The organism is Sphaerisporangium sp. NPDC049002 (assembly GCF_040649355.1).
GTDB lineage: Bacteria > Actinomycetota > Actinomycetes > Streptosporangiales > Streptosporangiaceae > Sphaerisporangium.
In genome coordinates this window covers 22808-43754 of sequence record NZ_JBEZFH010000009.1, presented here as the reverse complement: position 1 = coordinate 43754, position 20947 = coordinate 22808, and the positions used below count along the sequence as shown (strand labels likewise).

Genomic DNA, 20947 nt, shown 5'->3' with positions numbered 1-20947 from the left:
GCGCGTCCTACCTCGGCGACTCGGCGGGGTGGGAATCACAGATGTGGCCGGCCGGGCGGGGGTGAAGGGACACTATGGACCTGCTTGATTCGCTGCGTGCGCTGCTCCGGCGGTGGCCAGTGACGCTGGCATTGCTGGCCGTCACGATCGCGGCGACGGTCGGGGCGCTCATAGCGATTCCCTGGCAGTACGAGTCGAAGGCCACCGTGGTCTTCCTGTCGTCGAGGAAGGGCTCTCAGCCGGTGGGAGGCAACCCCTGGCTGGCGTTCGACGCCTCGCTGACCATCACGGCCGAGGTCATCTCCCGTGGCATGAGCGACGAGCGCACCCTGCAGAAGCTCAAGGACGAGGGCAAGACCGCCGACTTCACCGTGGGCCTCGCGCAGGACTCGCGGGGTCCGCTCCTCGACATCACGGCCACGGGGGCCGACCCCAAGGTCGCCCAGGCCACGATGGAGACGCTCGCGACGCTCAGCCAGGAGCGGCTGACCGAGATGCAGCAGAAGTCGTCCATCCTCCCGGACGCGACGATCCGGGCCGAGCTGGTCACCTCCAGCGACAAGGCCGAGCTGACCCCTGAGAAGAAGATCCGCCTGCTGGTGATCATCTTCGCGGGCGGCATGCTGCTGACCATCGGGGTTCCGCTGTTCCTGGAGTCGGTGGCGCAGAAGCGCCGCCGGTCGTCCCAGCCCGACGTGGTGACCGCCAGGGCCGGGCAGCCTCCGGTGGGCCCGCCTCAGCAGCGCGTGCAACGTTCCGCCGGCGGCGCCCCTCAACGGCCCGCGAACGGCGTCGCGCCGCGCAGCAGGCCCCCGGCGCGGCCTCCGAGGCCCATCGAGCCGCCCGAGCCGCGCTTGCACGACCGGCGCGCGAACTCCGCGTCCTCCTCTGCCAAGCCCGGGTCGCCCTCCGAGCCCCGCGACCCCTGGGCGCACCAGCACAGCATCGACGAGGGCTACACCGTCCCGCTCCCGGCCATCAAGGTCGACGACGACCTCTATGTCTGGTCCGACGACAAGGATCGTCCGAGGGGCGCCCCTCCCTCGGGCTCGGGGTCCCCGTCGAGGGACGCCGCGGGCAACGGCGCCAGACAGGGGCGGCCCGTCGGTCAGGCGCCTGAGTCCAACGGGCTGCGTTCCCGGCAGACCCCCGGCTCGCACTCCGCCGGGGGTGACTCCGACGACGAGCCGTACGTCGTGTTCGACCCCACCAGGCCAGGTCGGTGACCAGCACGTCGGAGGCCGCGCGGGTCCGCCCCCCCACCCGCCGGCCGCCTGAACGCCGGTCCATCCTGCCGAAGGCGCGCGTCGACCCGGTGACGATCATGACGTTCTTCTTGATCGTCCTGTTCGTGATGCCCGCCCGGTACGTGGTCGGCCCCCTCGGCGGAGCGGGCTCGCCCTCCTCGATGGTGGCCGTGCTGCTGCTGGTCTGGTACCTGCTGTCCACGCTCTCGCCGCGGTGGACCCCGATCCGGGGGCGGCAACCGGTACGTCCGGTCATCGTCTTCTTCGCCCTGGCCGTCCTCGCCAGCTACGTCGCGGCGGCCACCCGGCCGCTCTCGGCGGACGAGGTGAACGCCGCCGACCTCGGCCTCGTGCTCGTCGGAGGCTGGGCGGGCATCTCCCTGGTCACCGCCGACGGCGTCAACAGCATGGAGCGCCTGGAGACGCTGCGGCAGCGCATCGTGCTGGGGGCGTCTTTTCCGGCGTTCGTCGCGATGATCCAGTTCTTCACCGGCATCGAGGTGACCCGCTACCTCGCCCTGCCGGGCCTCGTCGAGAAGGGGTCGGCCGTGCTGTTCGAGCGCGAGGGCTTCTTCCGCCCGGCCGGCACCGCCACGCACCCCATCGAGCTCGGCGTGGTCCTCGCCGCCGTGCTGCCGCTCGCGCTGCATGGAGCGATCTACTGCCGCATCCCCGAGCAGCGCCGCAAGCGGTGGCTGATGGTCGCGCTCATCGCCAGCGCGCTGCCGATGAGCGTGTCGCGCTCGGCCATCCTCGGCCTGTTCGTCGTGATGGTGGTGCTGCTGCCGACCTGGCCTTCCGAGTGGCGGCTGCGGGCGATCCTGATCTTCGGCGTCGCCTCGATCGTGATGCGCCTGGTCATCCCCGGGCTCATCGGCACCGTGCTGAACCTCGTCTCCGTGATCGGCTCCGACGAGAACTCCACCACGCGCACCGGCGACTACGACGCGGTCGTCCAGGCGGTGACGCAACGCCCGCTGTTCGGCCAGGGCTTCGCGACCTACCTCCCGCGCATCTACCGCGTGATCGACAATCAGTACCTGATGTCGGCCCTGGAGACCGGCCTCGTCGGCGTGCTGGCCCTGATCGTGTTCCTGCTGTCCGGTTGGGTGCTCGCCCGGCAGGCGAGGAAGGCCGCGACCGACGAGGAGACCCGCCACCTCGCCCAGTGCTTCGCCGCCTCGATGGCCGTGGCCATCTTCGGCTTCGGCACCTTCGACGCCTTCAGCTTCCCCATGATCACCAACGTGATGTTCCTGATCCTGGGCTGCTGCGGCGCCCTGTGGCGCCTCCAGACCCAGCCGGCCCGCGAGCCGTACGAGCCGGGAATCTAGCGAGATCGCATCCTGTGGAACAAGCCTGGCCCCTGCCAGCCGGAAATATCGGCAGTTTAACTGTTAAGTTGAACTGTGTACTCTGGTGGCGTGGTTGACCAAGCGCAGGCGGAGACGGTGGCCGAGGAGTTGCGGACGGCGCTCGGCCGGGTGGTGCGCCGCCTCCGGCGAGAGTCGGGCATGCCGTACCAGCACGCCACCGCGCTGGGGTGGCTACGACGCGGCGGCCCCATGACGGCGAGTGGTCTCGCGGCCGCCGAGCACATCACGCCGCAGTCGATGGCGGTCACCCTGGCGGCGCTGCACGAGCAAGGACTGGTGGAGCGCGCCCCCGACCCGGACGACCGGCGGCAGATCCTCTGGTCGGTCACTCCGCGCGGGCAGAAGGTCATCGCCGAGCAGCGCGCCCGGCGGGCCCGATGGCTCGTCACCGCCATCGAGGAGCTCAGCGACGAGGACACCTCGCGGTTGCGCGAGGCGGCCGGTCTGCTCAACGACATCATGGACAGGAGTGAGGCAAATGGCGCCTGAACGATCCGCCTCCGGGTGTGCGGCTCCGGCGGAGCGCCGCCGGAGTGAGACGATCCACTCCCAGAGCGAGACGATCCGCCGCCGGCGTGGGACGATCCGCCGCCGGCGTGGGACGGTCCGCCTCGGGAGTAGGACGGTCCGCGCCCACTTCCGCGACCTGTGGTGAGCGGCGACCGCTACAAGTGGATCGCCCTGTCGAACACCACCCTGGGCGTGCTGATGGCCACGCTGGACGCGTCCATCGTGATCATCTCGCTTCCGGCGATCTTCAGGGGGATCGGCCTCGACCCGCTTGATCCGGGGAACATCGGCTATCTGCTGTGGATGATCCTCGGCTACCTGCTGGCGCAGGCGGTGCTGGTCGTGGCGCTCGGGCGGCTGGGTGACATGTTCGGCCGGGTCCGGCTGTACAACCTCGGCTTCGCGATCTTCAGCGTCGCCTCGCTCGCGCTGTCGGTGGACCCCTTCACCAAGAGCGGCGGAGCGCTCTGGCTGATCGGCTGGCGCTTCGTCCAGGCCTTCGGCGGCGCGATGCTCACCGCCAACTCCGCGGCCATCCTGACCGACGCGTTCCCGGCCTCGCAGCGGGGCATGGCGCTCGGCGTCAACCAGGTCACCGCGCTGGCCGGGCAGTTCCTCGGCCTGGTCGCGGGAGGGCTGCTGGCCGTGATCGACTGGCGGGCGGTGTTCTGGGTGAGCGTGCCCTTCGGCGTCCTCGGCACCATCTGGTCGTACCGCAGCCTGCGCGAGGTCGGCAGCCCGAAGAGGGCCAGGATCGACTGGGCGGGCAACCTGACCTTCGTGGCGGGCACCAGCGCGATCCTCGCCGCGATCACCTACGGCATCCAGCCGTACGGAGGGAGCCCGACCGGCTGGGGCAACCCGCTGGTCCTCACCGGGCTGGGCGCGGGGATCCTGGTGCTCGTCGTCTTCTGCGTGGTCGAGACCAAGGTGGCCGAACCCATGCTGGACCTTCGGCTGATGCGGATCCGATCGTTCATGGCCGGCAACCTCGCCACGCTGCTGACATCGATCTCTCGGGGCGGGCTGCAGTTCATGCTGATCATCTGGCTGCAGGGCATCTGGCTGCCGCTGCGCGGGTACGACTTCGAGGACACCCCGCTGTGGGCGGGCATCTACATCCTCCCGCTCACCGTCGGCTTCCTGATCGCCGGACCGCTTTCGGGCCACCTGTCCGACCGGTACGGCTCGCGGGTCTTCGCCACCGGCGGGCTGATGATCACAGCGCTGTCCTTCGTCGGGCTCATGCTGCTGCCCGTGCGCTTCACCTACCCGCCGTTCGCCCTGTTGCTGCTGGCCTGCGGCATCGGCATGGGGATGTTCTCGGCGCCGAACACCTCCTCCATCATGAGCAGCGTGCCGCCCGGCCGGCGCGGGGTCGCCTCGGGCATGCGGGCCACCTTCCAGAACTCCGGCAGCGCCCTGTCCATCGGCGTCTTCTTCTCCCTGATGGTCGCGGGGCTGTCGGGCACGCTGCCCGGGGCCCTCACCTCGGGCCTGGAGAGCCACGGTGTGCCCGCCTCGGCCGCCGCCCACGTGGCGAGCCTGCCGCCGGTGAGTACGCTGTTCGCGGCCTTCCTGGGTGACAACCCGATCGGCCACCTGCTCTCCTCGACCGGTGTGATGGGCACGCTGCCGGCGCAGGACGTGGCGGTCCTCACCGGGAAGCGGTTCTTCCCTGAGCTGATCTCCGGTCCGTTCCACCATGGGCTGGTGACCGTGTTCATCAGCGCCGCGGTGATGGCCACCATCGCCGCCATGGCCTCCGCCCTGCGCGGCGGCCGGTACGACTACACAGACCAGGCTCCCGTGGAGCACAAGGAGGCACGCATATGAACGACGCGATATGGGCAGGCACGGTCTCCGTCGCCGGGCACGAGGGGGCCGAGCTGGAGGCCTATCTGGCCCGGCCGCTCGGTGAGGGTCCGCGCGGCGGTGTGGTGGTCATCCACCACCTGCCCGGGTACGACCTGGCGACCAAGGAGATCGTGCGGCGGTTCGCGGTGAACGGGTACGCGGCGATCTGCCCGAACCTGTACTCGCGGGAGGGAGCCGGGGTCAGCCCCGACGACCAGGCCGCCGCCACGCGGGCGAAGGGCGGTGTCAAGGACGAGCAGCTCGTCGGCGACGTCGCCGGGGCCGCCGCGTACCTCAACTCGCTCGACCACGCCAACGGCAAGATCGGCGTGATCGGGTACTGCTCGGGCGGCCGGCAGGCGTTCCTGGCGGCCTGCTCGCTCCAGCTCGACGCGGCGGTCGACTGCTACGGCGCCTTCGTGGTGAACGACCCGCCCGCGGAGTTCCCGCTCAAGGTCTCTCCGCTGATCTCCAAGGCTCCCGGCCTGTCCTGCCCGCTGCTCGGGCTGTTCGGCGAGCAGGACTCGTATCCGGGGCCGGAGGAGGTCGCGGTGCTGGCCGCCGAGCTGGAGAAGCTCGGCAAGGACCACGAGTTCCACCTCTTCGCGGACGCGGGGCACGGGTTCTTCTCCGTCGACCGGCCCGCCTACCGCCCGGCCGCCGCGACGGAGGGCTGGAAGAAGATCTTCAACTTCTACGGCCGTCACCTCAGCGCCTGACAGGAGAGATCAGTATGTGCACCTACCTCACCGAGAAGATCGAGCTCGACGGCGCCGGCAAGGGAAGCACCGGCTGGTTCACGGTCAGGGAGGGCCTGGTCTACGTCGACCACCCCTTCCACGCCTGCCACGAGCACACGGTGAACATCGACTTCACCAACCCGTCCGAGGGCCCCTCGGCCCGGGTGGCGGTCGAGCTCACCGAGGAGTCGGCCCTCGCCCTGGTGGAGGCCATCCAGAAGGCCCTCGCCGCGGCTCCACCCGGCCTCGCCTCCGCCCGCCCCCGCTAAAGCTCGCGAAGGACCTCGCCGGAAGCCGCGACCACCTGGCCCTGGTAGACGGGGCCAGGTGGCGCGAGGTGTCCGCACCCGGTCGAGCAGTAACCGGTCCGCAGGAAGCCTCTTTCCGAGGGCTGGCCGAGGTCCAATTCGATGTCGATGTGGCTCGGGAGCGCGTCGAAGTTCATGTTCGGCACGATGAACTCCCTGCCCGTGTACTTCTGCCGTACCGACTGCTTGAAGGCGGGTGCGCAGACGAACGGATTCGCATAGGTGTTGTAGCCGAGCGCGACGCCGGTGTTGAGGAACCCCAGGTCCTGACATTGGTACAGCACAGCCCGCATCGCGGCTGCGTTCCTCGGGCCGTGGTATCCCGAGGCGAAGTTCTGGAAGCACGACCTCGACTCACCGGTTTCGTAAGGAGAAGGCCCGGCGGCCGCCAGCGCGCGAAGGAAGGAGGCGTCGCAGCCGATTCGCGCCGACGGCTCCTTCCCCTTGAGCAGCGCGGACCGCCTGCAGCCGGTCACGGTCTGGAATGCTCCGACGACGTCCTCGTGCGGGCCGAGACGGGAGTACGCGAGAACAAGGTCGACCTGGGCCGAGAGCGGGTAGGCGGCGGAGGCGCCGAATTCCTCGTCGAGCAGGCGGAACCACGTCTCAAAGCTCGGCACCCGGGCCTGGACGCCGGCCGGGAGGGTGTACACGGCGAGGTCCGTCGGGATGGACCAGTCGTTGAGGCCGGGATACCCGGCATAGGAGAGGATTCCGATGCCGACCTTCGGAGGCTCGTCGCCGTAGGCGTCGCGCAACGCCAGGTAACGCTCAAGGTTGGTGCTGGAGCCCGCCCACGCGTACCAGAAGCCGCTGGGATAAGGCGAAGTGCTGCCGCGGGTGTGCGGCAGGCGGCGGCGCTGGACATGACCGGGACCGGGCCGGTCCGGGTAGACGCGGGCTGGCGTGCCTGCTCATGACTCCTGTTGTGCGCGGTCTTCGCAGCCAGGGAGTGACAGCCCGCCGAACACCTCTTGTTTCGAACGTGTGGTCTACTCCGTACGACGTGCGGACCGCGGCCGGCGGAGAACGCCTATCCACGGAGATCGTTCCGGACGGCCCCCCGGGGTCCATCCCGCCGGTGGAGGGGCCGGTCTCGCCGGACGGGAGTACGCCCCCGACCTCGGGCAAGGTGTTCTTCATCGGCAGCGACCTCCAGCCGCACTGGTGTACCGGCACGGCTGTGCAGACGCGCTACCGGAACATCGTCGCGACGGCGGGTCACTGCCTGCTGGACACCGAGGCCCCGGCCGGCCCGCTCTTCAAGTGGGTCTTCGTCCCCGGCTACTCCGAGGGCACGACTCCCTTCGGCCTGTACGTCGGGAAGCAGGCCGTCGTCCACTATGCCTTCGACGACGTCCGGGACCACGACCGCGACTACGCCTTCGTCAACGTGTACAACGGTGTCGTCTCGTCTGCTCCGGACGTGCTGACCAATGTCGGGAGGCTGGCCGACAACGTCGGCGGCCAGGGGCTTGAGTTCAACCAGCCGCTCGCGCCCACTGTCGACGTCCTCGGCTATCCCGCCGGCCCCAACCCCGACGGCAGTCTGCCCTACACGGGGGAGACCCTCGAACGGTCGACCGGATCGACGTTCGCGATGAAGGTCACGGGCCTCCCCGCCGACCGGCCCATCGGCGTGGACTCACCGTTCACCGGTGAGGGCTCTCTCGGATCCTCGTGGCTGACCCATTACACGAGCGACAGCGGCCTGGGCTATCTCAACGGCATCACGATCAGCGTTTCCGACACCGATGGCGACGATCGGTACGATGCCGGCGTCTCACCGTACTTCGACGGTGAGTTGTACGCGATCTACCGGTCCGCCGCCGGCCTCTGGACCGGCTCCATCGCCTAGACGGCCCCGTTTCCCGCCGCGTCCGCCCACCGGCATCCGGTCAGAGTTGGCGGAGGACCTTGTCCAACGTCTCGGCGACCTGTTCCTGCTGGGTGGGCGTCAGGTGGGGGTGCATGGGGAGCGAGAGGATCTCGGTGGCCGCCCTCTCGGTCACCGGGAAGTCGCCGGGACCGTGGCCGAGGTGGCGGAACGCCGGCTGGAGGTGGACCGGCACCGGGTAGTGGATCTGGGCCTGCACCCCGGCCTCCTGGAGCCCGGCCACCACCTTGTCGCGTTCGGGCACCCTGATGACGTACAGGTGCCAGACATGGACGTTGCCCGGCGCCGTGCGCGGCAGCCGTACCCCTTCGATGCCGGACAGGAGGGCCTCGTAGCGGTCGGCCGCCGCGCGGCGCAGTTCGTTCCACCGGGCCAGGCGCTTCAGCTTGGCCCGCAGCACCACCGCCTGGAGGGTGTCCAGCCGGGAGTTGAAGCCGAGTGTCTCGTGCTGGTACTTGACCTCGCTGCCGTGGCTGGTCAGCAGCCGGACGGAGCGGGCCGACTCCGGTGAGGAGGTGAGCACGGCTCCCGCCTCGCCGTACGCTCCGAGGTTCTTGCCCGGGTAGAAGCTCGTCGCGGCCAGGCCGACCGGCGGGCGTCCCGCCTGGTCCGAGCCCTGGGACTGCGCGGCGTCCTCGACGACGGTGAGGCCGTGCCGCTCGGCGAGCCGGCGCACGGCGGCCATGGGGGCCTGCTGGCCGTACAGGTGGACCGGGAGGATCGCCGAGGTGCCGGGGCCGGCGACGGCGGCCGCGGACTCGGGGTCGAGCAGGAGGTGGTCGTCGTCGCAGTCGGCCAGGACCGGTCGCAGGCCGGCCCGTACGACGGCCTCGGCGGTGGCGACGAAGGTGTTGGCGGGGAGCACGGCCCCGGAGCCGGGCGGCAGGTCGCACGCCCGCAGGGCCAGCTCGATGGCGTCGGTGCCGTTGCCCACGCCCACGCAGTGCGGCACACCGGAGAAGGCCGCGAACTCCTTCTCGAAGGCGGCGACGTCCGGCCCCTGGACGAAGGCGGTGTTCTGGAGAACCCGGTCGAAGCCCTGGAGCACCTCCTCGGCCACCTCGGCATGGGCGGCTTTCAGGTCGACGAACGGGATCATGTCAGTGCTCCATCATCAACGGTGCTTGCTCGGATGAAACGGGCGGGTACGCCGGCCCAGATCTCATGGGCCGGGATGTCCTGGAGGACCACGGAGCCCATGCCGACGAGGGCGTAGGAGCCGATGGTGAGGGTCTCGCGCACGAGGGCGCCGGAGCCGACGTAGGCCCCGCGTCCGACGTGGACGCCCCCGGCCAGCCGGGCGCCCGCGGCCAGCGTGGCGTAGTCGCCGACCACGTCGTCGTGGGTGAGCGTCACGTGGGGCATCACGCTCACGTGGGCCCCCACCGTGACCGAGGCGGTCAGCACCACCTGGGCGAGCACGACCGATCCCGGGCCGATCGCGCACGACCGGGACACGCTCGCGCCGGGGTGGACCAGGGTCGCGTACCGCTCCGGGGGCAGGCCGAGACGGGCGACGATGCGCGCGCGGCTGGCGTAGTCGCGGGAGTTTCCCGTGCAGACCACGATGCGCGCGTCGTCGCGCTCCAGCGCCTCGCCGGAACCGCCCAGTACGGGCACGCCGTCCACGACGGTGCCGTGCCTGCGGGGATCGTCGTCCAGAAAGCCGAGCAGCTCCCAGGTGGGGGAGACGTCGTTGACCGCGTGGACGGCCTGCGCGGTCTCGCGGGCGAAACCGCCGGCCCCGACGATCAGCAAGGGGGCCATGCGATCTCCCTGATCATGCGATCTCCATGGTCATGCCGTCTCCTTGATGTCCTGCAGCACCCGGCGCTTGCGGTAGCCGTACAGGGCCACGACCAGCATCCCGACCGTACCGGCGGCGGCGAGCACCCCGAGGTCGGGGCCGATGGCCCGCCGCGCCAGCACGGCGAAGCCGCCGACGGCGAGCGCGGCGAGCAGGGCCGGCCACAGCTCGCGCGCGAGGTCGGCGACGCGGACGCCGGAGCGGCCGAGCTGCCACAGATAGGCGGGCAGGACCACGACACCCGCGACGGCGACCAGCGCGATGGCGGCGCCCCGCAGGCCGTCCGCGTTGACGCCGATCCACATCGCCGGGACGAGGGCGACCAGCCAGAGGCCCTGTACGGCGAGCACCGCGCGCGACCGTTCGAGGACCACGAGGTAGTCGTAGACCAGCTCGAAGAAGATCCGTAGGCCGACGAGGACGCCCAGACCGGCGAGGGCGATCGCGGCGGGCTCCCACTGGTCCCCGTAGACGAACCGGATGATCGCGGGCGCGGCCCCGCTGAGAAGGAGGCAGACCGGAAGCGTCAGGCCGACGAGCAGCGCCGCGACGGCGACGAACGACCGGTTGAGCGTGGGGCGGTCATGCTGGAGCCGCGAGAAGGCGGCGGGAGCGACCGCGCGCACCGGCTGGGAGAACACCGCCACCGGCCACCCGGACAGGTTGACGGCGAGGACGTAGAAGCCGAGGGCCGTGGACCCGAGCACGTGGCCGACGACGATCTGGTCCGCGTAGCCGACGGCGAAGACCAGCAGCGACGCCCCGGCGAGCGGCAGGCCGAACCTGACGAGCCGCCGCGCCACCTCACGGTCGAAGCCGAACCGCAGCCGTTCGGGCGCGAAGGAGACCAGCAGGATCCCGCCCGCCAGCGAGCCGCAGACCCGCCCGACCGCCAGGCTCATCGCCCCCCACCCGAGGAAGGCGAGCGTGAGCGAGATCAGCGCGCCGAGCCAGTTGTCCACCTGGTCGGCGATCATCTTGCGGCCCTGCATGAAGTTGCGCTGCATCAGCGCCGCCGAGGTCGAGACCAGGCCGTTGGTCACGACGCTGAGGGCGAGCACCCGTACCGGGCCGGTCGCGGCGGGGTTGCCCATCGCCTCGGCGAACGCGGGGGCGCCGAGCATGAAGCCCGCGCAGACCAGCACGCTGAACCCGGCCGAGAGCGTGGCGACCGTGGGCACGATCGCGCGGGGGTCGTCGGGCCAGCGGACGATGGCGAGGCTCACGCCCAGCTCGTTGATGCTCAGCATGGCGAGCAGCGCGACGAGCGCGACGGCGAACGTGCCGAACTCGGTGGGACCGAGGACCCGGGCCAGCGTGATGCCGATCGCCAGCGTGCCGAAGCGGGCGGCCAGGGTGCTGATGAAGCTCCACCCGAGCGCCCTGCCCGCCTTGGCCCGCAGCGAGGAGGTCTCGACGTCGGTCACGATCGACTCCCCGTCACAGCGCCGAGGCGGTGGCCTGGGTGTCTCGCGGTGCCGGCATGGGGACGGCGGTCTGGGCGGGTCATCCGCGGGCCTTGGCGACGGTGTTGAAGTCGTCGCGGGCGTGGGTGCCGCGCAGGCGGTCGTAGCGGCGGCGGAGTTTGTAGTTCAGGACGCCCGCCGCGGTGCCCAGGGCGTCGAGGGCGGCCGGGCGTTCGGTGACCGCCCGCTCGTAGATCTCCACCTGGACGCGTGCCGCGCGCTCCAGGCTGAAGCGTTCCACGACCAGGCGCCTGCCGTACTCGCCCAGCTCGTGGCGCAGGCCGGGGCCGGCGTGCAGTCTGCGGAGCAGGGCCTCAAGGCGGGGCCCGCCCGTCTCGCGCCCGTCGCCGAGGCCGTACCAGCCCTGGCCAAGGAACGTCTTCTCGGTCTCCGGCGTCAGCAGCTCGAAGAAGCCGTGCTCGCCCTGCACGATGAGGGGCTTGGCGAACGCCAGGGACCGCAGCGCGGAGCCGCCCATGCCGAGGCAGACGGACGCCGCGGCGTAGGCGGGTCTCGGGTCGAGGAGCTGCCCCGTCAGCACGACCACGCGGCGCCCGGCCGCCGCGTTGGCCGCGGCGGCGCGCTCCTCCACCTCGGCCCTCGCCGGGCCGTCGCCGACCACGACGAGCCGCACGTCCAGCTCGCCCGCCAGGCGGCCGGTCACGTCGATCGCGGTGAGCAGCCCCTCCAGCTTGAGCTCCGGCACCAGCCGCCCGACGACGACGACGTCGAGCGGACCCTCGCCGAGGACGTGGCCGGAAAGGCCGAACTCGTGGCGGAAGGCCTCCACCGGATGGCCCGGGGCGTTGGCCGCCACGTCGACCGGCGGCTCGATGAGGTGGACGTGCCGCCGACCGGGGGCGGCCCGCTCCTGGATCTCACGGGTTCCCACGACCAGGGGCAGCGAGGACGGCAGGAACGGCGCCACCGACATCGACATGATCGTGCAGACGGCGGCGGCCGGGCCGCGCAGGCTCGCGTAGAAGGCCTCCACCCCCGGCGGCCACTCGTACCCGTGGACCACGTCGAGACCGCGCTGGACGGCGAGGTCGCGCAGCAGCCGTACCGTCGTGGGGGACGGCCTCCGCCGCTCCGGGCTCAGCGGCAGGTGCTCCAGGCCCGCGTCAGTGACGTGGCCGACGAGCGGGCCCGGCTCGCCGATCACGCTCACCTCGTGGCCCAGCCGCTGGACGGCGGCGGCCAGCTCGACGGCGTTGAGCTGGCTGCCGCCGACCTCCATGGCGTGGGGGTACACCAGAATGCGCACGGTCAGGTCTCCATGGCGAGGGGATGCACCGGTCAGAGTGCCGCGGCGGTGTGCAGGGCCTCGACGACCTGGTCCTGCTCGGACTCGGTCATCGCGTGGAAGAGCGGGAGGATCAGCGAGTTGCGGGTCAGCCACTCGGTCGCCGGAAGCTCGGCGGCCAGTACGTCCGCGTAGGCGGGCTCCAGATGCGCGGCCATGATGCCACGGCGGGCCGAGATCCCCCGCTCGGCGAGGAAGCCCAGCAGCTCGTTGCGGCCCATCGGGAAGTCGTCGGGGAGCGCGATCCAGAACGACTGGAAGTTCGACCTCCCGTACGCGGGGTCGCGGACCGTGGCGAGGCCAGGGATGTCGGCCAGCAGCTCCTGGTAGCGCGCCGCCAGCGCCCGGCGGCGGGCGATCAGCTCGGGGAGCCTGCGCAGCTGCACGAGCCCCACGGCGGCCTGCAGATCGGTCATCCGGTAGTTGAACCCGACCTCGGTGTACTCCTCGGGCGCGGTGGAGCCGCTGGCGTGACGCTCCGCGGCGCTCACGCTCATGGCGTGCTCGCGCAGCCGGCGCGCCCGGGTCGTCCACTCGGGATCGTCGGTGGTGAGCATCCCGCCCTCGCCGGTCGTGAGCAGCTTGCGCGGGTGGAAGGACCAGGCGGACACGGCCGAGCCCGCGCCCACGGGCCGGTCGCGGTAGATCGAGCCGGCGGCGCAGGCGGCGTCCTCGACCAGCGTCAGCCCCTCGTGGGCGGCGCGGATCTCCTCGACGTCGGCGGGCACGCCCGCCTGGTGTACGACGATCACCGCACGGGTGCGGGGCGAGCGCGCGGCGTCGACGGTCTTGGCGGTGAGGTTCCCCGTCGCCGCGTCGACGTCGGCGAACACCGGCGTGGCGCCGGTGTACCGGACCACGTTCGCGGTCGCGATGAACGACAGCGACGGCACCACCACCTCGTCGCCCGGCCCCACACCCGCCAGCACCAGCGCGAGGTGCAGGGCGGTCGTACAGGACGAGGCGGCCACCCCGTGACCCGCCTCGACGCTCGCCGCGAAGGCCCGCTCGAACTCGGCCACCTTCGGCCCCTGCGCGACCCAGCCGGAGGCGATGACCTCGCCCACGGCGGCTTCCTCCTCCGGGCCGAACCACGGCCGCATCACCGGGATCATCGCCCGGCCACCTCCTTGATCTCCAAGTCGAGAAGGCCCGCCAACCGGCGGACCCTTTGGGTCCAGTCGTGCCGCGCCGCGAAGGCCCGCCGGCGCTCGGCGAGCGCGGCCGTACGGGGAGCGCGCAGCTCCGCCGTCACGGCGGCGGCGAACTCCTCAGGGGTCCTGGCGACGGGTATCAGCGGCCCGGCGTCCAGCCAGGCGGTCGCCGGCAGCTCCGTGGAGACCACCCCGCGCCCCGCCGCGAGGTACTCCAGCGTCTTCAGCGGGAAGCTCGCCCTGTTGAACGCGCTGTCGGCGTACGGCGTCAGGCCGACGTCGATGAGCCGCAGGTAGGACGGCAGCTCCTCGTAAGGCTTGCGCCCCACCCAGTACACGTTGGGCCGCCCGGCGAGCCGGGGCCACCGCTCGGGCTCGTAGTCGCCCGCCTTAGGGCCGACCAGCACCAGCGGCACCCCGGTGCCGGCGACGGCCTCAAGAAGGGCGATGTCGATGCGGGCGTTGATGTGCCCCACGAACCCGGCGACCGGTGTCCCCGCCAGCTCGGCGGGAAGATCGGCGGGAAGCGGCGCGCCGTCCACGGCGGCGTACGCCGCGACGTCGCACCCGTTGGGCACCAGGGTCGCCGCGCGCCCGAGCCCCGCGACGCGCTCCACCAGGTCGGGGGAGACGACGGCGACCGCGCCGGCCCGGGACGTCATGCTGCTCTCGGCCCGTGCCAGCCGTGTGGCCGACATGCGGATCAGCGAGGCGCCCGCCACCAGGTCGTCGGTGACGTACCTCAGCGTCCGGGCCCCCCGTGCCACGTCCAGCAGGTCGGTCGTGCCCGCCACGACGACGGCCGTGATCGTGCCCCCGGCCTTCCTGGCGGCGGCCCGTACGGCCTGACGGGCGAGCGCCGCGGTGACGCGGTCGACCCCCGGACGGTACGCGGCGGGCGGGGCGACCGGACTCAGCCGCCACAGGCCGGTGCGGACCCGCCGCAGCACGTGCCCGGCCTCACCGGTCTCGGGGTCGCGAATCCCGGAGCGCACGGGGCGCGGCGGGTCGACGTAGAGCACGTCGAGGTACTCGCTCAGCCGGTCGGCCATGTGCCGGTCGGTGCCGCTCACCCCGTCGTAGCGCGTGCCCGCGCCGTACACGAGCAGGTCGTTCACCGGGTCTTCTCGGCGCGCCACCAGGCGACGAGGCGGCGCAGGCCCTCTTCGAGGTCCACCTCGGCCTTCCAGCCGAGCCGCTCGGCCGCCGCGCCGACGTCGGCCAGGCGGCGGGTCACGCCGTTGACCGCGCGCGCCGGGCCGAACTCCAGGCCCAGCTCGGTCGCGTCCATGACCGACATCAGGGTCTCCGCGAGCCCGCGCAGGCTGGTCTCGGTGGAGCTGGCGATGTTGAAGACCTGGTCGGTGACGTCGCTCGACGCCGCCAGCAGGTTGGCGCGGGCGATGTCCTCGGTGTACACGAAGTCCATGGTCTGCAGGCCGTCGCCGAGGATGAGCGGCGGCTGACCTGCCTCGATGCGGTCCATCCAGCGGATCAGCACCTCGGTGTAGAGGCCGTGGATGTCCATGCGGGGGCCGTAGACGTTGAAGTAGCGCAGGGCCACGTAGTCGAGCCCGCGCATGGCGTGGAAGCTGCGCAGCAGACCCTCGTTGAAGGTCTTGGCCGCGCCGTACAGGGTGTCGTTGTCGTACGGGTGGTGGTCCTCGCGCGTCGGGAACTCGGTGGCCAGGCCGTAGACCGAGGCGGAGGACGCGGCGATGACCTTGCGCACCCCGGCGTCGGCCGCGGCCTCGACGACCTCGTACGTGCCGTCGACCAGCACTTGGAGGGCGAGCCGGGGCTCTTCGGCGCACTGCGTGATCCGGATGGCGGCCTGGTGGAAGACCAGGTCCATGCCCTCGGTCACCGAGCGGACGAGCGCGGTGTCGCGGATGTCCCCCTCGACCACGCGCAGGCGGCCCTCGGCGATCTCCTCGGCCCTGGCCAGGTTGGCCCTGCGGCCCCGGACGAAGTTGTCGAGCACGACGACCTCGCCCGCGCCCGCCGCGAGGAGCTGGTCCACGATCGTGGAGCCGATCGTGCCCGCGCCCCCGGTCACCAGACAGCGGCTGTTCTCAATCATCGAGCGGATCCCCCCAGGTCGATTCGTCTGCCGTCATTCTGGATGCTCCGCCCTGCCGCTTCCAGCAGAGCGAGCACGCGGAGCCCCGACCGGCCGTCGGTCAGCGGGGCCCGTCCCTCCTTGATCGAGGCCGCGAACTCGTGCATCACGCCCCTGAGCGCCTCCCGCTCGGGCAGGGCCGGTACGACGACGTCACCGGTCCGATAGGAGATGAGGGCCGCCCGGCGCACGTCTTCCCCGGCGGTCGCGAGGTCGACCCCCCGGTCGTACACCGCGAGGCGCTGGGCCGGGTTCACGTCGTCCCACACGATCGTGCGGCGCGACCCGCCGATCACGGTCGTACGGATCTTGGTCGGGCTGAGCCAGTTGACGTGGACGTGGGCGATGGCCCCCGACGACAGCCACAGGGTCAGGTACGCCAGGCACGGCCGCCCCGCGCCGATGGGGTCGGAGGTGTGCGCCGCCACCGCCACCGGGGTGACGCCCTCGGGCAGCACGAAGTCGAGGATCGACAGGTCGTGCGGCGCGAGGTCCCACAGCACGTCCACGTCGGGCTGGACCAGGCCCAGGTTGATGCGCACCGAGTCGACGAACTGCACGTCGCCGAGCTCGCCCGAGGCGATCAGGTCGCGGATCCTGCGCACCACCGGGGTGTAGCAGAAGGTGTGGTCGAGCATGAGCACCCGGCCCCGCTCCTCCGCGAGGGCGACGAGCTTGGCGCCCTCCTCGTAGGTCGGGGTCAGCGGCTTCTCCACCAGCACGTGCTTGCCGGCGTCCAGGGCGGCGCGCACCAGGTCGAAGTGGGTCCGCGCCGGGGTGGCGATCGCGACCGCCTCCACCGCCGGATCCTTCAGCACCTGCTCTACCGATGACGTCGCCCTCACCGTGGTGTACCGGCCGAGCACCGCCTTGGCACGCTCCTCGTCGAGGTCGCACAACCACTCAAGGCGCAGCTCCGGGGTGGCCATCGCGTTCCGCACCAGGTTCGGGCCCCAGTAGCCCGCACCGATCACGGCAAGGCCGATCGACGTCACACGGATCTCCTTTTTCTGCTCTTGTCTACCAAGGCGGTTCGACCACCTCGGCTGAGGCGATCGAACCGCACGCGGATGAAGGGACTAACTCGCCGGGGTGAACAGCACGTCCACCCAGTAGTTCGCGCCGTTGTAGGTGGCGGTCGGGAAGCCCGAGGACGTCCCGTACCTGTAGACGCCGTTGCCGCCCGCCGGGCCCCCGTTGGCCAGCGCGTGCAGCGGCGAGTTGTCGTACGGCCCTGAGTTGAAGTAGCCGCCGTCGCCCGCGTAGTGCCCGTCGGGCGCGAGGTAGGAGGCGACGTACACCTGGCCGGCGGTGACGCTCACCGGAGCGGCGAAGGTCAGCGTCTGCCAGCCGGAGGCCGTCTCGCCTGCGAACGTGCCGGTGGCCAGCAGGGTGCCGGTGGAGCTCCACAGGTTGCCCACGTGGGTCCCGGTGTTGCCGGCGCCCTTGTAGAAGCGGACGCCGGTGACCGCGCCGTCCATCTCGGCGGTGAACTTCACGCCCAGCTCCACCGCGTCGGGGTCGTTGACCGACGGGTTGGCCGGGGTGGCGTTGCTGGCCCAGATGGTACACGGGCAGCTCATCGTGCCGCCGGTGGTGAACGACCATGATGTGGTGACCATGGAGTTGTCGGCGTCGTCCTGGGCGCCGGTCACCGTCACCGTGTACGTGGTGCTCCCGGCCAGCGGGCTGTCCGGGGTGAAGGTGAGCAGCGTGCGCGCCCCGTTGAGTGAACGGGTGCCCGCCACCGCCTGGTTCGCGGCGTTCTTCACCGTGATCGTCGCGGTGTTCTCCTTGATCGGCTCGCTGAACGTCGCCGTCACCGCTGTGCCGGTGGCCACGCCGGTGCCGCCGTGGTCGGGCGACTTGAGCGTGATGTACGGCGCGGTGGTGTCGGCGAGCCTGCTGAACACCACGTCCACCCAGTAGTTCGTGGCGCCCCACGAGTCCGTCGGGAACGACCGCGCGCCGTACTTGTAGACGCCGTTGCCGCCGCTCGACGCGCTTGGGAGCGTCTGCAGCGGGGTCGCCGTCACGGCCGAGGCGAGCCCGTTGGAGGTGCCCGCGTAGTGCCCGTTGGGGGCGTGGTACGACGCGACGTACGTCGTGTTCGCGGTCACCGGCACCGGGGTGTTGAAGTACACCTCCTGCCAGCCCTGGGTCGACTCGTCGGTGAACGTCGCCGTGGCCAGCTCCTGGCCCGCCGCGTTCCATAGGGTGCCGCTGTGGGTGCCGGTGTTGCCGGCGCCCTTGTAGAACCGGATGCCCTCGACGAAGCCGTCCGTGGTGGCCCGGAACTTCACGCCCAGCTCAAGCGAGCCGGTGTCGTTGACGCTCGGCACGTCCGGCACGGTGACGTCGGGCCACAGGCTGCACGGGCAGACGCCGGCCGTCCAGGTCTTCGCCGTGGTGAAGGCGAAGGTGTACGGCTGCGTCATCGTGTTGCCGGCGTCGTCCTTGGCGCCGGAGACCGAGACCGTGAACCGCTCGCCCGGAGCCAGCGGAGCCGCGGGCACGAACGTCAGCGAGGTGCGGCCGGCGTCGAGGGAGGCGGTGCCGGCGACGCTGGCGTTGGTGGCGTCCTTGAGCGTGAACGTCGCGGTGCCGGCCTGGACGGGCTCGCCGAAGGTGACCTTCGGCTGGACCGTGGTCGGCACGCTGGAGGAGCCGGGGACCGGCGTGGCCGAGGTGGCCGCGGGCGGGTAGACGTCGTTGATGGTGAACACCACGTCGACGTAGTAGTTGCCGCCGTTGTACGACTGGTTGGGGAAGCCCGCGCCCGAACGGTAGAGGCCGTTGCCCTCCGTCTCGGTGGCCTTCGGCGCCGTGAGCGGCGCGTTGACCGTGGGCTGGTAGCGGTAGAAGTTCGCGTCGGCGGCGTAGTGGCCGTTCGGCGCGTAGTAGGAGGCCACGTAGCCGGTGTTGGCCGTGATGTGGACCGGCGAGGCGAAGGAGAGCGTCTGCCACCCGCTGGAGCTCTCCCCGGTGAAGGTGCCGGTGGCCAGGGGGCTGCCGTCGGCGCCCCACAGGGTGCCGGTGTGCGTCCCGGTGTTGCCGGTGCCCTTGTAGAACTTGACGCCGGTCACGTAGCCGCTGACCGCCGACTTGAAGCGAACGCCGAGCTCCAGCGCGCTGCCGTCGTTCTCGGACGGGTTCGCCGGGACGGCGGAGGAGGTGAACAGGCTGCACGGGCAGGCGACGGTGACGCTCCTCGACGTCTCGGCGCCGACGTTGCCGCTGTCGTCGGCCGCGCGGACCTTGATGGTCGTCGCGCCGACCCCGTTGACCTTCCACGAGTAGGTCCAGCTTGCGCGCCCGGTGGCCGGGTGCCAGGTGGTGCCGCCGTCGGTGGAGACCTCGACGCCGCCGACCTGGCCGCCGACGTCGGCGGCGGTGCCGCTGACGGTGACGGTCGAGCCGTTGTTCACGCCGGCGTTCACGGCCGGGGAGGTGATCGCCGCGGTCGGCGCCGTGGTGTCGGCCGACTTCGTCGCCGCGTTCAGCCCCGAGGTGAGCGACTTGGGCTGCACGCCCATGTCGGCGAACAGGTTGACCGTCGCCTGCTTGATCCGGGTGTCGCTGTAGTCGGTCTCGTTGTAGCTGTCGTGCTCGCCGTCGAGCCCCCACGTCCACTGCACCGTGCCCGCGCTGAACACCAGGGCGCCGCTCGGCGCGCGGTAGAGCGTGATGCGGTGGGTGGCGCTCTTCTGGGCGACGTTGGTGCCGTAGTCGATGAGCACCTGCTCGGCCGTGGCCGTGCTGGTCGACATCGGCACGAGGCCCTTGGGCCGGAAGCCGTTGTCGACGTCCTCGTCCCACTCGTAGCCGACGAGACCGGGGATGCTGATCGATCCGGAGAACTGCGAGGCCACGGACGTGCCGCGCCAGAAGCGCATCTTGCCGTCGGCGGCGGGCACCGTCAGCGGCATCGCCGCGCAGCCGTCGTTGGAGGTGGTGCAGTTGACCGTGAACAGGGTGCCGGTGAGCGCGTTCTCCGGCTTGCCGCCGTCGGCCGGAGGGCTGAACCGCGGGTCGCGCCAGGTGCCCGTCCACACGTTGGGGGTCGGGTCGATCTTGGCGTTCGCGTGCGTCTCCTTGTACGAGACCAGCGTGCGGTAACCGTTCTCCCAGCGGGTCTTCCAGTAGACCTCGTTGCCGCTGAAGAACGCGAGGTTCACGCCATGGTCACGGGCGGCCTCGAAGGCGGTGCGCTCCTCGCCCGACCAGTACTCGTCGTGGCCGACCGACAGCACCGTCTTGTGGCTGAGGAGGCTGGACGGCGCTCGCGCCGCGTCCAGCGACGACATGTACGACACGTCGTAACCGTTGGCCTCCATCCAGCGGACCATGGGGTACTCGTTGGCGAACACGAAGTCGCGGCCCCACGGGGTGGACTCGCGGGTGTTGAACGGCCGGTTGTAGCTGACCTTGGCGGCCCTTCCCGGCGTCACGACGCTGTCGCCCCGGTAGAGGCTGTTCAGCATCTTGTTGGGGTTGTCCTCCGTGGCGGGGATGTCGCCCCAGGAGTTGTACGCCTGCCAGGTGGTGTCGGAGGTCCTGAAGAGCACGTCGGAGGCGCGGGCGTCGTCACGGACCACGAAGACGATGTGGGTGTCGTCGTTGGTGTCGGTGCGGATCACGTGGGCGAAGTAGATGCCGGAGACGGCTGTGGCGGGAACGGTCCAGCTCGCGACGGTGCCCCAGTTGCAGGCCACCTCCCCGGTCGTGGTGTTCTCGGGGCAGCTCGGCTGGTTGCGGGACACCGAGGTCGTGGCGGGGACCGATATGATCTTCCGGGCGCCGTTCCCCTGGTAGTAGCCCATCCGGTAGATGTCCACCTGGAGGTTCAGCGCGGCGGACCGCACCTTGAAGTTCACCGTCTGACCGACGTTGACGCTCATCTGGTCGCCGTAGCCCTCGACGGTGCCGTGCGGGTTGGTGTCCCACTCCGTACGGTCGTTGCCCGTGAGGCTGTTCTCACAGGTGATCTTGTTGCCGCCCGCGTCGCACGGGCCCATCGCCTGCGCCGGCGTGGCGGGGGCCGTCAGTAGTGCGGCCAGCGTGAACGCTGCTGCTGCGATTGCCGACCTGTGTCGGCGCGCGGCCCTGCGCGGTTTCATGAAGCTCCCACGTGACTTGAGAGGGTCGGATGCCCCG

At 71.1% G+C, this 20947-nt stretch carries 17 protein-coding genes; 7 read left to right on the top strand and 10 right to left on the bottom strand.

Going from position 1 to position 20947, the window contains the following annotated elements; genetic code table 11:
* Nucleotides 1-74 precede the first annotated feature (74 nt).
* The 6 genes from AB0B89_RS03845 (at nt 75) to AB0B89_RS03820 (ending at nt 5999) form a co-directional block, all read left to right on the top strand.
* On the top strand, nt 75-1226 hold the full coding sequence (locus AB0B89_RS03845; RefSeq protein ID WP_358547655.1) for a hypothetical protein: 1152 nt from the start codon (nt 75-77) through the stop codon (nt 1224-1226).
* Entirely contained in the window at nt 1223-2581 is a 1359-nt protein-coding gene (locus tag AB0B89_RS03840) for an O-antigen ligase family protein (protein WP_358547652.1), read from the top strand. The genes AB0B89_RS03845 and AB0B89_RS03840 overlap by 4 nt, the downstream gene beginning before the upstream one ends.
* A gap of 90 nt (nt 2582-2671) precedes the next feature.
* The gene (locus tag AB0B89_RS03835; protein ID WP_358547649.1) at nt 2672-3112 is read left to right on the top strand and encodes a MarR family transcriptional regulator; all 441 of its coding nucleotides are present in this window, start codon (nt 2672-2674) and stop codon (nt 3110-3112) included.
* 162 nt (nt 3113-3274) lie between these two features.
* On the top strand, nt 3275-4969 hold the full coding sequence (locus AB0B89_RS03830) for an MFS transporter (protein ID WP_358547647.1): 1695 nt from the start codon (nt 3275-3277) through the stop codon (nt 4967-4969).
* Nucleotides 4966-5709 (top strand): dienelactone hydrolase family protein, encoded by a 744-nt coding sequence (locus tag AB0B89_RS03825; RefSeq protein ID WP_358547645.1) that lies wholly within the window; start codon nt 4966-4968, stop codon nt 5707-5709. Before AB0B89_RS03830 ends, AB0B89_RS03825 begins: the two co-directional genes overlap by 4 nt.
* 14 nt (nt 5710-5723) lie before the next feature.
* Complete coding sequence (locus AB0B89_RS03820) at nt 5724-5999, top strand: DUF6295 family protein (RefSeq protein WP_358547642.1); 276 nt, start codon at nt 5724-5726, stop codon at nt 5997-5999.
* Here the strand turns inward: AB0B89_RS03820 and AB0B89_RS03815 are convergent.
* A complete protein-coding gene (locus tag AB0B89_RS03815; RefSeq protein ID WP_358547639.1) occupies nt 5996-6796 on the bottom strand; it encodes a hypothetical protein in 801 nt (266 codons plus the stop codon). The two genes, AB0B89_RS03820 and AB0B89_RS03815, sit on opposite strands and share 4 nt — an antisense overlap.
* 323 nt (nt 6797-7119) lie before the next feature.
* Here AB0B89_RS03815 and AB0B89_RS03810 point away from each other — a divergent pair, with 323 nt between their 5' ends.
* The gene (locus AB0B89_RS03810) at nt 7120-7896 is read left to right on the top strand and encodes a hypothetical protein (protein WP_358547637.1); all 777 of its coding nucleotides are present in this window, start codon (nt 7120-7122) and stop codon (nt 7894-7896) included.
* 40 nt (nt 7897-7936) lie between these two features.
* Here AB0B89_RS03810 and AB0B89_RS03805 read toward each other — a convergent pair whose 3' ends face one another.
* From AB0B89_RS03805 to AB0B89_RS03765, 9 genes are all read right to left on the bottom strand, one after another.
* Nucleotides 7937-9034: a DegT/DnrJ/EryC1/StrS family aminotransferase gene (locus tag AB0B89_RS03805; protein WP_358547635.1), complete on the bottom strand. Its 1098-nt coding sequence runs from the start codon at nt 9032-9034 to the stop codon at nt 7937-7939.
* On the bottom strand, nt 9031-9702 hold the full coding sequence (locus AB0B89_RS03800) for an acetyltransferase (protein WP_358547632.1): 672 nt from the start codon (nt 9700-9702) through the stop codon (nt 9031-9033). The genes AB0B89_RS03805 and AB0B89_RS03800 overlap by 4 nt, the downstream gene beginning before the upstream one ends.
* Nucleotides 9703-9732: 30 nt before the next feature.
* Nucleotides 9733-11169, bottom strand: a complete 1437-nt coding sequence (locus AB0B89_RS03795; RefSeq protein WP_358547630.1) for an oligosaccharide flippase family protein — start codon at nt 11167-11169, stop codon at nt 9733-9735.
* Between the two features lie 79 nt (nt 11170-11248).
* Complete coding sequence (locus AB0B89_RS03790) at nt 11249-12475, bottom strand: glycosyltransferase (RefSeq protein ID WP_358547627.1); 1227 nt, start codon at nt 12473-12475, stop codon at nt 11249-11251.
* 32 nt (nt 12476-12507) lie between these two features.
* Nucleotides 12508-13629: a DegT/DnrJ/EryC1/StrS family aminotransferase gene (locus AB0B89_RS03785; protein ID WP_358547624.1), complete on the bottom strand. Its 1122-nt coding sequence runs from the start codon at nt 13627-13629 to the stop codon at nt 12508-12510.
* Entirely contained in the window at nt 13626-14786 is a 1161-nt protein-coding gene (locus tag AB0B89_RS03780) for a glycosyltransferase (protein ID WP_358547621.1), read from the bottom strand. Before AB0B89_RS03780 ends, AB0B89_RS03785 begins: the two co-directional genes overlap by 4 nt.
* A complete protein-coding gene (locus AB0B89_RS03775) occupies nt 14783-15751 on the bottom strand; it encodes an NAD-dependent epimerase/dehydratase family protein (RefSeq protein ID WP_358547618.1) in 969 nt (322 codons plus the stop codon). Before AB0B89_RS03775 ends, AB0B89_RS03780 begins: the two co-directional genes overlap by 4 nt.
* Nucleotides 15748-16785 carry a Gfo/Idh/MocA family oxidoreductase gene (locus AB0B89_RS03770; RefSeq protein WP_358547616.1) on the bottom strand — a complete coding sequence of 346 codons (1038 nt, stop codon included), beginning with the start codon at nt 16783-16785 and terminating at the stop codon, nt 15748-15750. The genes AB0B89_RS03775 and AB0B89_RS03770 overlap by 4 nt, the downstream gene beginning before the upstream one ends.
* Nucleotides 16786-16869: 84 nt before the next feature.
* Complete coding sequence (locus tag AB0B89_RS03765; RefSeq protein WP_358547613.1) at nt 16870-20910, bottom strand: DUF4082 domain-containing protein; 4041 nt, start codon at nt 20908-20910, stop codon at nt 16870-16872.
* Between the last annotated feature and the right edge of the window lie 37 nt (nt 20911-20947).